Source organism: Pseudomonas sp. GW822-FHT04H02 (assembly GCF_058800645.1).
The window spans coordinates 647,386-661,214 of sequence record NZ_JBXAMM010000003.1 but is presented as its reverse complement, the minus strand read 5'-3'; the positions used below and the strand labels follow the sequence as shown (position 1 = coordinate 661,214).

The 13,829-nt window shown below is 63.5% G+C and carries 13 protein-coding genes; 6 read left to right on the top strand and 7 right to left on the bottom strand.

All coding sequences use genetic code 11. The features are described 5' to 3' along the window. Positions 1-7: 7 nt before the first annotated feature. Positions 8-937: an AraC family transcriptional regulator gene (locus tag AC1RMG_RS15430; RefSeq protein ID WP_015636791.1), complete on the bottom strand. Its 930-nt coding sequence runs from the start codon at positions 935-937 to the stop codon at positions 8-10. 330 nt (positions 938-1,267) lie between these two features. On the opposite strand from AC1RMG_RS15430, the gene AC1RMG_RS15425 reads away from it, so the two are divergent. Together AC1RMG_RS15425 and AC1RMG_RS15420 are read left to right on the top strand one after the other, a co-directional pair. Beyond that, positions 1,268-1,633: a putative quinol monooxygenase gene (locus tag AC1RMG_RS15425; protein ID WP_011063063.1), complete on the top strand. Its 366-nt coding sequence runs from the start codon at positions 1,268-1,270 to the stop codon at positions 1,631-1,633. Positions 1,634-1,642: 9 nt separating this feature from the next. Next, the gene (locus tag AC1RMG_RS15420) at positions 1,643-1,915 is read left to right on the top strand and encodes a hypothetical protein (RefSeq protein WP_041119660.1); all 273 of its coding nucleotides are present in this window, start codon (positions 1,643-1,645) and stop codon (positions 1,913-1,915) included. A gap of 9 nt (positions 1,916-1,924) precedes the next feature. Here AC1RMG_RS15420 and AC1RMG_RS15415 read toward each other — a convergent pair whose 3' ends face one another. Continuing rightward, on the bottom strand, positions 1,925-2,554 hold the full coding sequence (locus AC1RMG_RS15415) for a flavin reductase family protein (protein ID WP_093408440.1): 630 nt from the start codon (positions 2,552-2,554) through the stop codon (positions 1,925-1,927). A 164-nt stretch (positions 2,555-2,718) separates the two neighbouring features. Beyond that, positions 2,719-3,015 (bottom strand): hypothetical protein, encoded by a 297-nt coding sequence (locus tag AC1RMG_RS15410; protein WP_047288821.1) that lies wholly within the window; start codon positions 3,013-3,015, stop codon positions 2,719-2,721. Positions 3,016-3,391: 376 nt separating this feature from the next. On the opposite strand from AC1RMG_RS15410, the gene AC1RMG_RS15405 reads away from it, so the two are divergent. Continuing rightward, positions 3,392-4,147, top strand: coding sequence for a COG4705 family protein (locus tag AC1RMG_RS15405; protein ID WP_015636788.1), 756 nt, complete (start codon positions 3,392-3,394; stop codon positions 4,145-4,147). Between the two features lie 93 nt (positions 4,148-4,240). Here AC1RMG_RS15405 and AC1RMG_RS15400 read toward each other — a convergent pair whose 3' ends face one another. The 4 genes from AC1RMG_RS15400 to AC1RMG_RS15385 all read right to left on the bottom strand — a co-directional run bounded on the left by AC1RMG_RS15400 (position 4,241) and on the right by AC1RMG_RS15385 (position 10,598). Continuing rightward, positions 4,241-5,563, bottom strand: coding sequence for an MFS transporter (locus AC1RMG_RS15400; RefSeq protein WP_011063058.1), 1,323 nt, complete (start codon positions 5,561-5,563; stop codon positions 4,241-4,243). Between the two features lie 263 nt (positions 5,564-5,826). Further along, positions 5,827-7,161, bottom strand: coding sequence for a sigma-54-dependent transcriptional regulator (locus tag AC1RMG_RS15395; protein ID WP_370057955.1), 1,335 nt, complete (start codon positions 7,159-7,161; stop codon positions 5,827-5,829). Next, complete coding sequence (locus tag AC1RMG_RS15390; RefSeq protein WP_011063056.1) at positions 7,155-8,921, bottom strand: ATP-binding protein; 1,767 nt, start codon at positions 8,919-8,921, stop codon at positions 7,155-7,157. Before AC1RMG_RS15390 ends, AC1RMG_RS15395 begins: the two co-directional genes overlap by 7 nt. Positions 8,922-9,074: 153 nt before the next feature. Continuing rightward, positions 9,075-10,598 carry a fumarate hydratase gene (locus tag AC1RMG_RS15385; RefSeq protein WP_011063055.1) on the bottom strand — a complete coding sequence of 508 codons (1,524 nt, stop codon included), beginning with the start codon at positions 10,596-10,598 and terminating at the stop codon, positions 9,075-9,077. 337 nt (positions 10,599-10,935) lie between these two features. Between AC1RMG_RS15385 and AC1RMG_RS15380 the strand changes: the two genes are divergently transcribed. From AC1RMG_RS15380 to AC1RMG_RS15370, 3 genes are read left to right on the top strand one after another with little or no spacing between them, the layout of a single operon-like run. Beyond that, on the top strand, positions 10,936-12,042 hold the full coding sequence (locus AC1RMG_RS15380) for a GGDEF domain-containing protein (protein ID WP_493169567.1): 1,107 nt from the start codon (positions 10,936-10,938) through the stop codon (positions 12,040-12,042). Continuing rightward, on the top strand, positions 12,035-12,973 hold the full coding sequence (locus AC1RMG_RS15375; RefSeq protein WP_011063053.1) for an iron-sulfur-binding ferredoxin reductase: 939 nt from the start codon (positions 12,035-12,037) through the stop codon (positions 12,971-12,973). The genes AC1RMG_RS15380 and AC1RMG_RS15375 overlap by 8 nt, the downstream gene beginning before the upstream one ends. A 28-nt stretch (positions 12,974-13,001) precedes the next feature. Then, positions 13,002-13,751: an enoyl-CoA hydratase-related protein gene (locus AC1RMG_RS15370; protein ID WP_047288807.1), complete on the top strand. Its 750-nt coding sequence runs from the start codon at positions 13,002-13,004 to the stop codon at positions 13,749-13,751. Positions 13,752-13,829: the final 78 nt, after the last annotated feature.

The window sequence follows — 13,829 nt, the reverse complement described above, 5'->3', positions numbered from 1 at the left end:
GCAGGCCTCAGTTGCTCACCCGCAGGCGCGCCATATCCCGCAACGGCGGCGCGCCGAACAAGCGGCTGTACTCGCGGCTGAACTGCGACGGGCTTTCATAACCCACCCGATAGCCCGCCACCGAAGCCTCCAGCCCCTCGGCCAGCATCAGCCGCCGGGCTTCTTGCAGGCGCAACTGTTTCTGGTACTGCAGCGGGCTCATGGCGGTCATGGCCTTGAAGCGGTGGTGCAGGGTCGAGACGCTCAGGTTCACCTCCCGGGCCAGATCATCGATGCGCAACGGGTGCACGAAATTGCCGTTGAGCCACTTGATGGCCTGGTTGACCCGGTGGCCCTGGCTGTTGGCAGTGGCGATCTCATACAGGCGGTGGCCCTGGGGGCTGCGCAGCAGGCGATAGAGAATTTCCCGGCGTACCAGCGGCGCGAGCATGGCGATGTCTTTCGGGGTGTCCAGCAGGCGGGTCAGGCGCAGCACCGCGTCGAGCATCGCCGGGTCCAGGCGCTCCACGTACAGGCCGCGCCCGGTAGGCCGGGCGGGTACGCCGATGGGGCCGGCATCGGCAATCAATGCATTGATTTCCCCGGGGTCGATGTCCAGGCGCAGGGCCAGGATCGGCTCCTCTGGTGAAACGATCGCCACCTTGCCGCTCAGGGGGACGGAAACCGAGACCACCAGGTAATTCAAGGGGTCGTAGTTGTAGCTTTCATCGGCCAGGCGTACTTCCTTGCGGCCCTGGGCCATGATGCACAGCGCCGGCTGTGCCAGCACCGAACCGAATTGATGAGAGCTGCTGTGGCGCGAGACGAACAACGAGTCGATGGCCGTGGCGTAGCTGCCGTCCTCGGCGGTGTTGCGTGCAATGATCGCGGCCAGTTCCACGCGCTGCCGTTCCATCTCCGGGGCCAGGGGCGGTGGCGGGGTTTCCAGTGATGGCATGGGGCAGCCTCCGAGTGTTTGCAGTCGGCACAGCTTAAGTTTGTGCAAGAAGCGCGGGTAGGCGAATCCTGCGTAAAACTTGCCTGATCCTGCTGCTTGCGCGCGCGATAGGCAAGATCAGCCGATGCTCCTGAGCTTCACTTGCTTGAAACACCGTTGTCATGCTTTTGCCCAATGGCGCGGAGTCGGGGAGGGAGCAAAGGGCTTGTCGCAGGATTGGGCAAATCAACGGCAGAAATCGACTAACGCGCGCGAGGGCCTGCCCCGTATCGTTGATCCTGTCGCAGCCCGTCCCATGGCTGCCTCGACAACACCCTGGGAGGGTCGCACATGTCCACGCATATTCCCGTCAGTCACATGGCCTTTGTCCGAGCCCGGGCCGGGCGTTCCAAGGAGCTGGGTGCGCGCTTGAGCAGCCTGATCGAACCGTCCCGCCAGGCCTGTGGTTGCCTGCATTTTGCCCTGCAGCATTCGCAGTGCGATGCCGACCTGTGGCTGGTGTCCGGTTTCTGGAGCAGCCAGCAGGCGATGACGGCCTATTTCAATTCCCCGGCCATGGCGATCTTTGCCGAGCTGGTGCAGGACCTGGTGGTCAACAGCCTGGATTTTCATACCTTCAGTACCGTGTCGGCGCTGCAAGCCCATGGCGAATATCCGCAACTACAGCAGGCGCCGGTGCACAAGCTGGCCAGTTGAAGGTTTAGAATGGCCGACTTTTCATTGGCCAGGACTCGCAACATGGCACGCAAAGAGTTTGCACACTACGAAGCAGTTTCCGCTGTGGTTCCAGGGGAGGGGGGATACAGCGCCGCCATTGCCGTCAAGGCTCTCGGCGCATCAAGCGCACCACGCTTTCATAAAGTCCTGGATGAGCAGAAATTCAAGACGGCGCATGACGCCGACCAGGCTGCCGCACAACAACTCGAACAGTTGGCCGACGTCGATCAGGACGGCGAATTGAGCTGGAAGAGCTACTGAGTCCAAGCGCTATTTGACTGCCCCTGGGCGGTGCATCCTGAACAGAGCCTCTGGCCCCAGTTGGAAGTAATCCGCCGGCCCGCCGCCGCGCAGAATCGGCTCTGCCGCGGCGGTGTCGTAGATCCCGTCCTTGAGCAGCCACTTGGCGATATGCACGGCGACCACTTCGCCGAGGATCAGCCAGCTCGGCACCAGTTCCTTGTCCGCCCGCTGCAATTGAATGATCTGGGTGACCTTGCACTCGAAGGACACCGGGCTCTCGGCTACCCGGGGCACGCTGATGATTTTCGACGCCACGGGGGTCAGGCCGGCCAGTTCGAACTCGTTTACTTCGGCCGGGACTGCGGCGCAGCTCTGGTTCATCTGCTCGGCTAGAGGTCGGGTGGCCAGGTTCCAGGCGAACTCGCCGGTCTGCTCGATATTGTTCAGGCTGTCTTTGCGCCCGACGCTGGAGAAACCGATGATCGGTGGAATGTAGTTGAAGGCGTTGAAGAAGCTGTAGGGCGCCAGGTTCAGGCGCCCCTCGCGATCCTGGGAAGAGATCCAGCCGATGGGGCGCGGGCCGACGATGGCATTGAACGGGTCGTGGGGCAGGCCGTGGCCCAGGGCAGGTTGGTAAAAGTGGATATCGTCGGGCATGGCTCAAGGTTCCTGCTTGGGGCGGGTTAAGGGCGTCATAGTGCAGTGCGCAATCGCCCAATTCCAGCGTCCTGGCCCTTGAGCGTTCCACGCTGTGGGTGTTTTCCCCTGGCCAGAAACGACTAAGCCCGGCCAAGGCCGGGCTGTGGTGTCAGGTGCATCAATCAGCTGATGCTGGCGGAACCGGTGCGGTCGTAGCCATCAGCGGCGAAGGTGGCGGAACCGGTGCGGTCGTAGCCATCAGCGGCGAAGGTGGCGGAGCCGGTGCGGTCGTAGCCGTCGGCAGCGAAGGTGGCGGAACCGGTGCGGTCGTAGCCATCAGCGGCGAAGGTGGCGGAACCGGTGCGATCGTAGCCATCGGCGGCGAAGGTAGCGGAACCGGTGCGGTCGTAGCCATCAGCGGCGAAGGTGTTGGCAGCCAGTACCGAGAGGGTCAGGGCGAGGATCAGTTTGCTTTTCATGATGGTGACTCCGGGTTCGTTGAGATGAATGCGTTGGGCTTGGGATGAATCCTACTCCGGTAAAGTTGATATAAAAGCGCAAATTAATGCTTATAAATATCTGCTTTATCGATGCTTATGAGGTCAGCCCTCGCCGCCAAATACCGCGTTCAAGCCTCACTGCATAGAAGAGCCAAGTACCCACTTGGATTCATTAGCAGGCTATGCATTCAGCATTAACTGATCATTAATTGAGCAGATTGCTTGTAAGAAAATATTTCAACGATTTTTTCATCCGCGCCTTACCTGTTTTTCACCCCTTGACGTTCAGCCTCCGCGCAGGCCTGCAGTCCATAGACAGGCCGCCTTGAATGCGACCTTTGGAGCACCTTTGCGAATGAACAAGCTACCCCAGATCACCCTGGCCTTCTGGGTCATGAAAATCTGCGCGACCACCCTCGGCGAAACAGCGGGGGACCTGCTGTCGATGACCCTGAATGTGGGTTATGCCATCAGCTCGATGATTCTGATCAGTGTGTTCCTGCTGACCCTGGTCACCCAGCTGTGGTCCAAGACCTACAACCCGGTGCTGTACTGGATCGTGATCCTCTCCACCAGTACCGCCGGCACCACCATGTCGGATTTCATGGACCGCACCCTGGGCCTGGGCTATGCCAGTGGCTCGTTGATCCTGATCGGTATTCTGCTGGCGATCTTCGCGCTCTGGCGTCTGAGTGGCGACTCGCTGAACGTCAACAAGATCCAGACCTTTCGCGGCGAGATGTTCTATTGGATGGCGATCCTGTTTTCCAACACCCTGGGCACCGCCCTCGGCGACTACCTGGCGGACGATTCGGGGCTGGGCTTTGCCGGCGGGGCGCTGTTGATCGGCTTGACCATCGCCGTGGTGGTGCTGCTCAAGTACTTCACCAGGCTCTCGTCGGTGCTGTTGTTCTGGGTCGCTTTCGTATTGACCCGGCCGTTCGGCGCAACCTTGGGCGACTTCCTCACCAAACCCCACGAAAAAGGCGGCCTGGATTTCGGCACCATCGGCTCGTCGGCGGTATTGGCGGGAATCCTGCTGGTGATGATCGTGGGGGCGGCCTGGGCCCAGAACCGCGATGGGCGCCAGGGCGCTGCCGAACTTTCCTGACCTGTACAGCCTCTGTAGGAGCCGGCTTGCCGGCGAAAGCTTCCCCACAGATCGCGAAAAGCGCCCGGGCCTTGCACCCGGGCGTTGTTGTTTTCAGTCAGTCTCGATCCGCGAATGCTTGCGGGTGTCTTTCATGGTCGCGTAGACCAGCAGCGAACAGGCGATGCAGGCGGTGACGTACCAGTAATAGCCGGTTTCCATGCCGATGCTCTTGAACCACAGGGCGATGTATTCGGCGGTACCGCCGAAGATCGACACGGTCAGTGCGTACGGCAGGCCCACGCCCAGGGCGCGGATTTCCGTAGGGAACAGCTCGGCCTTGACCACCGCGTTGATCGAGGTGTAGCCGCTGACGATGATCAGCGCCGCCATGATCAGGAAGAACGCGCCCCACCAGGTCTGGATGGTGTGCAGGGTGGTGAGGATCGGCACGGTGAACAGGGTGCCGAGGATACCGAAGGCAATCAGGATCGGGCGCCGGCCAACCTTGTCCGAGAGAGCACCGATCACCGGTTGCAGGCACATGAACAGGAACAGCGTGGCGGCGGAAATGGTGGTGGAGTCGGAGATGCTCATGCCGACAGTGTTCACCAGGTATTTCTGCATGTAGGTGGTGTAGGTATAGAAGGCCAGGGTGCCGCCCATGGTCAGGCCGACCACGGTCATCAACTCCTTGGGATGACGCATCAGGGTGCGCATCAGGCTTTCCTTGGGCTTTTCCTTCTTCTTGGTGAAGGACTCGGTTTCTTCCATGCCGCGACGCAGGTACAGGGCTACCACGGCGCAGAGGGCACCGATGCCGAACGGAATCCGCCAGCCCCAGGACTGCAGTTCCTCGGTGGTCAGAATGTTCTGCAGCACGATCAGCACCGCTAGGGCGATGAGCTGGCCGGAGATCAGGGTCACGTACTGGAAGCTGGAGAAGAAGCCACGACGTTCCTTGGTCGCCATCTCGCTGAGGTAGGTGGCCGAGGTACCGTATTCACCGCCTACCGACAGGCCCTGCATCAGGCGCGCCAGCACCAGCAGGATGGGAGCGCCGACGCCGATGGTTTCGTAACCCGGGGTCAGAGCGATGATCAGCGAGCCGAAGCACATCAGCAGCACCGAGGCCATCAAGGCGGCCTTACGCCCTTTGCGGTCGGCATACAGCCCCATCAGCCAGCCACCGATCGGGCGCATCAGGAAGCCCACGGCGAAGATCGCGGCGGTGTTCAGCAGTTGGGCAGTGGTGTCGCCCTTGGGGAAGAAGACTTTGGCGAAGTACAGCGAGAAGGCGGCGTAGACGTACCAGTCGTACCACTCGACCATGTTGCCCACGGAACCGCTGAAGATCGACTTCAGGCGGCTGGCGGTGGTCTTTTCTGTGGCGGGCGCAGCCGCCGACCCGGCAGGCAGGGTATTAGAGATATCCATGAAGGACCCTTCTATTCATTGTTTTTGTGGAGTGCGCGCGAGCGCAGCCTGCTGGGGCTATAGCAGGACCTGTGCCAAGGGCGAGAAGCCCGGGCTAGAGGGGGGGAGGCGGGAGTAATGAGCGGAAATCCGCCTATCGGCACCTTGCGGGTAAGCGGGAAATTGCCGAAAGCGGCCGTGCCCCTGGGCATGTGGGCGAAGGCGTCGATGGGGGCGGTGCCGGGCTTGAGGCTGATTCTCCGGCAAGCCGGGTCCTATAGGGGTTACTCCTCCTTGAGGAACTGTTCCCTGGTCAGTCCATGGCGCTGCATCTTTTCGTTAAGAGTCCGGCGGGGCAGTTGCAGCTCGTTGAGCACCGCCTTGATATCACCCTTGTGCCGGCTCAGGGCCGCGCGCAGGCATTGGGCCTCGAAGGCTTCCTGCTGCGCCGCCAGGGACTGGCCGGGTTCGATGGCGTCGGGTTCCGGCTCGCCCAGGCCCAGCACCTGGCGCTCGGCGGCGTTGGCCAGCTCGCGCACGTTGCCCGGCCAGTCGTGGCTGAGCAGGCGGCTCAGTTGCGCGCCGTTCAAGGGCGCGACGCTGCGCCCCAGGCGTTCCCCGGCATTCTGGGCAAAGTGCTCGTAGAGCAGGGGGATGTCCTCGCGGCGCTCGCGCAAGGGTGGCAGGCGCAGTTCAGCCACGGTCAGGCGGTAGGCCAGGTCTTCACGGAAACGCCCGGCACGGGCCTCGTCCAGCAGGTCGGGCTTGGTGGCGGCGATGATCCGCAGGTCGACCTTGATGCTCTGGTTGGAACCCAGGCGTTCCAGCTTCTGCTCCTGCAACACCCGCAGCAGCTTGACCTGCTGGGCCAGGGGCATGCTTTCGATCTCGTCGAGAAACAGCGTGCCGCCGTCGGCGTATTCCAGCTTGCCGACGCGTTTGCCCTGGGCGCCGGTGAAGGCGCCGCTTTCATGGCCGAACAGCTCGGCCTCGAACAACTGCTCGGGGATCGCCGCGCAGTTCAGGGCGACGAAGGGCTTGCCGGCCCGCGGGCCGAAGTCGTGCAGGCAGCGGGCAATCAGTTCTTTGCCGCTGCCGGTCTCGCCGCGGATCAGCACGTTGACCGGCAGGGCTGCCAGTTCCAGTACCTGGCGGCGCAAGGTCTGCAAGGCCCTGGAGACCCCCAGCAAGGTGGCGTCGAGCTTGGCCCGGCTGTCGGCCTGTTGGTGCAGGCGGCGGTTTTCCAGGACCAGGCGGCGCTTGTCCAGGGCCCGGCGCAGGCTGCTGAGCAGGGTGTCGGGGCTGAAGGGTTTTTCCAGGAAGTCGTAGGCCCCGTCGCGCATGGCTTCCACCGCCATGGGGACATCGCCGTGGCCTGTGAGCAGGATGATCGGCAGGTCCGGGTCCAGGCGCTGGACCTGGGCCAGCAGTTCCAAGCCACTGATGCCGGGCATGCGCACATCGCTGAGGATCACCCCGGGAAAGTTCTTCGGCAGTTGCGCCAGACAGTCCTCGGCCCGGCTGAACAGCTGGACCTCGAAGCCCGACAGGCTCAGCCACTGCTCGACGGCGGTACGTATGCTGGCTTCGTCGTCCACCACGATCACTGAGTTTAGCATTGGATATGGGCCTCCAGGTCGATGGGCAGGCTCAGGGTGAATACCGCCCCTTGCTCCTGGTTGGCCACGCTCAGGCGGCCACCCAGCTCGTGGACTATGGCATAGGACACCGCCAGCCCCAGCCCCAGGCCATCACCCACCGGTTTGGTGGTGAAGAATGGATCGAAGACGCTCAGCAAGTGTTCCTCGGCAATGCCGCCGCCGTTGTCGGCCACCCGCAGTTGCCAGAGCTGGTCTTCGGCTTCGAGACTGATCTCCAGGCGCTTGTGCGGTTTGTCCTGCATGGCGTCCAGGGCATTGCGCAGCAGGTTGATCAGCACCTGTTCCAGGCGGATGGCGTCGCCCCGGACCCAGGCCGGGCGGGTCAGTTGCAGTACCACTTCGACGTCTTCGGCACGCAGCCGGGCTTCCAGCAAATGCAGCGACTGGTCCACCACAGCGGTCAGGTCCAGGCGTTCTCGCAGGCCACTGGGGCTCTTGCGGGCGAAGGTCTTGAGATGGCTGGTGAGGGCGGCCATGCGGGTCAGCATGTCGTCCAGTGGGCGCAGGGCTTTGTAGGCTTCGTCCACCCGGCCGTGATCCAGCAACAGCCTGAGGGTTGCCAGCTGCATGCGCTGGGTGGTCAGGGGCTGGTTGATTTCGTGGGCCAGGGCGGCGGACATCTGCCCCAGGGCCGCGAGCTTGGCCGATTGCACCAGGCCTTCCTGGGCGGTGCGCAGATCGCGGGTACGTTCCTCCACCAGTTGTTCCAGCTCCTGGCGATTGCGCTGGCGGACTTTCCCCAGACGCCAGCGCTGGTTGAGGAACAGCAGCAGGAACACCAGGGTCAGCCAGGCACCGGCGGCGGCAAGCCCGGCATTGCGGGTTTCCTCGAAGGCATTCGGCGGTTTGCGCAGCAGGTGCAGGGTCCAGCCTTCGGCGGCCAACGGCAGGGACTCCCAGAGGTAGCTGGCGCGGCCCTCGGGGCCTTCGACCCGGGCCAGGCTGCTGTTGTCGTCAAAGCGTTGCAGCGTCTGGTGCTGCAGCGGGGTCAGGGGCTGTTTGTCGTACTGGCGGGTGAGCTTGATTTCTTCCAGGTCGTTGCTCGACAGCGGCTGCAAGTGCCGGTAGCGCCAGCCGGGCTGGTTGGCGATGAACACGATGCCCCGGGCATCGCTGACCAGCAGGGTGTCGTTGCCCTGGCTCCATTCATGTTCCAGCTCGGGGAATTCCAGCTTCACCACCATGGCCCCGAGGAAGTCCTGGTTGTCGGCCTTGACTGCGCTGGCCAGAAAATACCCCGGGATGCCGCTGGTCACGCCCACCGCATAGAAGCGCCCGCTGCCCTGGCTGCGGGTCTGCTTGAAGTAGGGGCGAAAGCCGTAGTTGTGGCCCACGTAGCTGCTGGGCAGGCGCCAGTTGCTGGCGGCCACGGCCAGGCCCTCATGGTTCAGCAGCTCCAGGGTCGAGGAGCGGGCCGCGCCATTGATCTTTTCCAGCTTGCGGTTCAATGCATCCTGGGTTTCGGTGGCCACAGGCCCCTGCAGCGCCGCGCGCAGTTCCGGGTCCAGGGCCAGGACCGCCGGCAGGGCGCGATAGCGTTCGATCAGGGTATGCAGCGAGTTGGCATACAGCCCCAACTGCTCATTGGCACGGGCGGCTTCCTCCACCAGCGTCTGCCGTTCTGCATGGCGCATGGCCAGGCCGGCGCTGAGCACGGTGCCAGCAAGAATCACCAGGATATAGAACGTCAAGCGGAGGGGGCGAGAGATCTGGGCCATGAGTCGGGGCAGGCTGCAATGGGGGCGGGAACGATAGCATGAGCGCCGGGGCTAACGTTGATCGCGGACAGTGTCGGGAAAGGGCGGTGCATAAAAAAAGCGGCGGGCCATTCAATGAACAGCACCGCCGCCTGGGCCGAACGGAGGAAGGGCTTACTGCACTTCTACCGCCAGGCTGTCACTGATCTTCTTCTGCCAGATGGCGGGACCTGTGATGTGCACCGACTCGCCCTTGCTGTCGACGGCGACGGTCACCGGCATGTCCTTGACCTCGAACTCGTAGATCGCTTCCATGCCCAGTTCGGCAAAGGCCAGGACCTTGGACTTCTTGATCGCCTGGGCTACCAGGTAGGCAGCGCCGCCGACGGCCATCAGGTACACGGCCTTGTTGTCCTTGATCGCTTCGATCGCGGTCGGGCCGCGCTCGGACTTGCCGATCATGCCCAGCAGGCCGGTCTGCTCGAGGATCTGGCGGGTGAACTTGTCCATCCGCGTGGCGGTGGTCGGGCCAGCCGGGCCGACCACTTCGTCACCGACCGGATCGACCGGACCGACGTAGTAGATGAAGCGACCCTTGAGGTCCACCGGCAGGGTTTCGCCCTTGTTCAGCATCTCGACCATGCGTTTGTGCGCAGCGTCGCGGCCGGTGAGCATCTTGCCGTTGAGCAGTACGGTTTCGCCCGGCTTCCAGCTTTGCACTTCTTCCGGGGTCAGGGTGTCGAGGTTGACCCGACGGGCCGACGGGCCGGCTTCCCAGACGATTTCCGGGTAGGCGTCCAGCGGTGGCGCTTCCAGGCTCGCCGGGCCGGAGCCATCCAGTACGAAGTGCGCGTGACGGGTGGCGGCGCAGTTGGGGATCATGCACACCGGCAGGGAAGCGGCGTGGGTCGGGTAGTCCATGATCTTCACGTCGAGCACGGTGGTCAGGCCACCGAGGCCCTGGGCGCCGATGCCCAGCTGGTTGACCTTCTCGAACAGCTCCAGGCGGATCTCTTCGATGCGGTTCTGCGGGCCACGGGCCTTGAGCTCGTGGATGTCGATGGATTCCATCAACACTTCCTTGGCCATCACTGCCGCTTTCTCGGCGGTGCCGCCGATACCGATGCCCAGCATGCCCGGTGGGCACCAGCCGGCGCCCATGGTCGGAACGGTCTTGAGTACCCAGTCGACGATCGAGTCGGACGGGTTGAGCATGGCCATCTTCGATTTGTTCTCGGAGCCGCCGCCCTTGGCCGCCACGTCCACTTCCACGGTGTTGCCCGGGACGATGGAGTAGTGGATCACCGCGGGGGTGTTGTCCTTGGTGTTTTTCCTGCTACCTGCCGGGTCGGCCAGGATGGAGGCGCGCAGGACGTTTTCCGGCAGGTTGTAGGCGCGACGCACGCCCTCGTTGATCATGTCGTCCAGGCTCATGGTGGCGCCGTCCCAGCGCACGTCCATGCCCACGCGCACGAATACCGTGACGATGCCGGTGTCCTGGCAGATCGGCCGGTGGCCGGTGGCGCACATGCGCGAGTTGATCAGGATCTGCGCTATGGAATCACGGGCAGCCGGCGATTCTTCCCGCAGGTAGGCCTCGTGCATCGCCTGGATGAAGTCCACGGGGTGGTAGTAGGAAATGAACTGCAGGGCGTCGGCAACGCTCTGAATCAGGTCGTCTTGCTTGATCACGGTCATGAGTCGCGCTCCTCTAAAAGACGGGAACATTTAATAAGGTGCCTGCACTTGGGTGCATCGGTCGGATGCAGGCACCTTCTAAGGCACGCCGGACAGACAACTGGCGCGACGCTAAAAAGGCGCGGCAGTATACCTCGCCTGGGGGTTGGGTACACCCGCCGGCCGGGCCAACCAAAGTCGCCCATCGGATGGGCACTGTTCTTGCCTGAGTCGGCGCTGAAACCTGGTGACGGGGTTTTAAATTTGAATAGTCATTTGCCGGGCTCAGCACTAAAGTGGCAAGTGGCCTGCAGGGTAGGAAACTCTTTAAGCCTCCTTTCTCACGGTGAGTCAACGATTGACCCATAAAGCCATCCAGAGCCTGTTATTCAAGCGCTTCGCCATTGCCGCGGGCACTTACGCACTGATCCTGCTGCTGTTCTGGCTGGCCGTCGTCACGGGGCATTCCCGTGCTTCGAGCGGCAGCGCGCTGCTGGGCACTGGCCTGGTGCTGGCCAGCCAGGGGCTGCTGTGCTGGGTGTTCGTCAGCGGACGCAACCTGCAGTTCGCCGACCCCAGCCTGACCGAAGTCCAGGTGGTGCTGGGCATCGTCTGGCAGACCTGGCTGATGGCCCATCTGGATCAGGCCCGCGGGGTGTTCCTGGTGTTCTACCTGCTGCCGTTGCTGTTCGGCCTGTTTCACCTCTCCCGCCGGGCCTATCTGCGCAGCGCGGCGCTGATCTTCTTCTGCTTTGCCGGGGTCAACCTGTGGGACGGCTATCGCCTGCTCCTCGGTGATCCGCAACTGGCCGCGCTGCAGGTCTGCGTGCTGCTGGTGATGCTGGTGTGGATGTGCCTGTATGCCGCCTATGTCCAGGCTTCGCGCTCACGCATGCGCCAGCGGCGCTTTGCCTTGCAGGCCCATCAGGACACGCTGCGAGGCATGATGCGACAGCTGGAGGACCTGGTAGCCACCGATGAACTGACCGGCCTGTTCAACCGCCGGCATTTCCTGCGCATTGCCAGCCGCGAGCTGCAAGCCATGGATCAGGAGCAGGTGCATGGGCTGGCGCTGATCGACCTGGACCATTTCAAGCGCATCAACGATCTCCACGGCCATGCTGCCGGCGACCAGGTACTGCAGGCCTTCGCCGCGGTGGCCACGGCTTGCCTGCGCGATGGCGACGTATTGGCCCGTTACGGTGGCGAGGAATTCGTGGTACTGCTGCCCGAGTGTGACGCCGAGCGCCTGACCTCCTGCTGCGAGCGTTTGCGCCTGGCGTTCACCGAAGTGCAACTGGTGGGCCTTAACGTACGAGACCTGAGCCTGTCGGCGGGGATGACCCTGCTGCGGGCCGGCGACGATCTGGACCATGCCCTGCAACGCGCCGATCAGGCGCTGTATCGGGCCAAGCGCGACGGTCGCAATCGTTGCTCTGCGGCCTGGGAAAACCTCGATGCCTGAATTGACCGTTGGCAGCCGGTGCTGGCCGGTGGCGCCTGGAAGCAACTTGCTGGATGCCCTGAATCAGGCTGGCGTGACGGTGCCCTACAGTTGTCGCGCCGGTAGTTGCCATGCCTGCCTGGTGCATTGTGTCCAGGGCTTGCCCAGCGATAGCCGGCCAGATGCCTTGAGCGACGAACAGCGTCGGCTCGGCTGGCGCCTGGCTTGCCAGTGCCAGGTGGTGGAGGACCTGCACGTCGAGACCTTCGACCCTGTGCGTGATGGCCTGCCTGCGACGGTGAGCGGCCTGGACTGGTTGTCGAGCTCGGTCCTGCGCTTGCGCCTGCAGCCGCAGCGGCCCTTGCGTTACCGCGCCGGCCAGCATCTGGTGCTGTGGGCCGCCGGCCAGATCGCCCGGCCTTATTCCCTGGCCAGCCTGCCGGAAGACGACCGCTTTCTGGAGTTCCATCTGGACTGCCGGCATCCGGGCCAGTTCAGCGATGCGGCGCGCCAGTTGCAATTGGGCGATCCGATGCGCCTGGGGGAGTTGCGGGGCGGCGCCTTGCACTACGATCCGGACTGGCAGCAGCGCCCACTCTGGCTACTGGCCGCGGGAACCGGCCTGGCGCCGCTGTTCGGCATACTGCGCGAGGCCTTGCGCCAGGATCACCAGGGCCCTATCCGTATCATTCACCTGGCCCATGACAGCAGTGAGCATTACCTGGCCAAACCCCTGGCGGCCCTGGCGGCGAACCGGGCCCAGCTGTCCGTCGAGCTGTGGACCGGGGCCGAGCTGACAGCCGCTTTGGCGCAACTGCGGCTTGTTTCCCGGCAAACCCAGGCCTTACTCTGCGGTCACCCTGACAGTGTCGAAGCCTTCGCCCGGCGCCTGTACCTGGCGGGGCTGCCGCGCAATCAACTGCTGGCCGATGTGTTCCTGCCCCGTGGTTGAGCGCTGATTCTTCCAGAGCGAGATCCCCATGACCGATGCCATCGAGTTGCAACGTGAGGGCGGGCTGCTGACCCTGCGCCTGAACCGTCCCGACAAGAAAAACGCCTTGACCCGCGCCATGTACGCTCGCCTGGCCGACGCCCTGAGCGAGGCCGATGGCGATCCCGAGATCAACGCCGTGCTGATCTGCGGCAGCAGCGAATGCTTTACCGCCGGCAATGACATCGCCGACTTCCTCCAGCAACCGCCCCGGGACCTCGACAGCCCGGTGTTTCGCTTCATGCGCAGCCTTGTGCAATGTCGCAAGCCGGTGGTGGCCGCAGTGGCCGGCGCGGCAGTAGGTATCGGCACCACGATGCTGCTGCATTGCGATCTGGTCTATGTCAGTCGCGATGCACGGCTGCGCATGCCGTTCGTCAACCTGGGGCTGTGCCCGGAATTTGGTTCGAGCCTAATCCTGCCGCGCTTGCTGGGGCAGGCCAAGGCGGCGGAGTTGCTGTTGCTGGGCGAAGGCTTCAGTGGCGAACAGGCCGCCGCCTGGGGGATTGCCAGCGCCGCCCTGGGGGATGGTGTGGCCACCTTGGCCAAGGCCCGGGAGGCGGCCTTGCGTTTCAGCCAGTTGGCGCCCGAAGCGGTGCAGGTGAGCAAGCGCCTGATGAAGGCGCCGGACCGCGAACAACTGCGCCAGGTCATTGAGCAAGAGGGCGTGGAATTCACCCGGCGCCTGCAGTCCCCGGAAGCCATCGCCGCGTTGTCCGGGTTTCTCAGCAAGGGCTGAGGCCGTGGACAGCGGTTTCACGCGGGCATGAAAAAGCCCCGGTGTTTTCGACACCGGGGCTTTTTGTTCAGCAAGGCG

What these genes read in the sequence shown, in the direction of transcription:
- AC1RMG_RS15430 (WP_015636791.1), bottom strand. Translation starts at nt 937, where the DNA reads ATGCCATCACTGGAAACCCCGCCACCGCCCCTGGCCCCGGAGATGGAA.
- AC1RMG_RS15425 (WP_011063063.1), top strand. Translation starts at nt 1,268, where the DNA reads ATGTCCACGCATATTCCCGTCAGTCACATGGCCTTTGTCCGAGCCCGG.
- AC1RMG_RS15420 (WP_041119660.1), top strand. Translation starts at nt 1,643, where the DNA reads ATGGCCGACTTTTCATTGGCCAGGACTCGCAACATGGCACGCAAAGAG.
- AC1RMG_RS15415 (WP_093408440.1), bottom strand. Translation starts at nt 2,554, where the DNA reads ATGCCCGACGATATCCACTTTTACCAACCTGCCCTGGGCCACGGCCTG.
- AC1RMG_RS15410 (WP_047288821.1), bottom strand. Translation starts at nt 3,015, where the DNA reads ATGAAAAGCAAACTGATCCTCGCCCTGACCCTCTCGGTACTGGCTGCC.
- AC1RMG_RS15405 (WP_015636788.1), top strand. Translation starts at nt 3,392, where the DNA reads ATGAACAAGCTACCCCAGATCACCCTGGCCTTCTGGGTCATGAAAATC.
- AC1RMG_RS15400 (WP_011063058.1), bottom strand. Translation starts at nt 5,563, where the DNA reads ATGGATATCTCTAATACCCTGCCTGCCGGGTCGGCGGCTGCGCCCGCC.
- AC1RMG_RS15395 (WP_370057955.1), bottom strand. Translation starts at nt 7,161, where the DNA reads ATGCTAAACTCAGTGATCGTGGTGGACGACGAAGCCAGCATACGTACC.
- AC1RMG_RS15390 (WP_011063056.1), bottom strand. Translation starts at nt 8,921, where the DNA reads ATGGCCCAGATCTCTCGCCCCCTCCGCTTGACGTTCTATATCCTGGTG.
- AC1RMG_RS15385 (WP_011063055.1), bottom strand. Translation starts at nt 10,598, where the DNA reads ATGACCGTGATCAAGCAAGACGACCTGATTCAGAGCGTTGCCGACGCC.
- AC1RMG_RS15375 (WP_011063053.1), top strand. Translation starts at nt 12,035, where the DNA reads ATGCCTGAATTGACCGTTGGCAGCCGGTGCTGGCCGGTGGCGCCTGGA.
- AC1RMG_RS15370 (WP_047288807.1), top strand. Translation starts at nt 13,002, where the DNA reads ATGACCGATGCCATCGAGTTGCAACGTGAGGGCGGGCTGCTGACCCTG.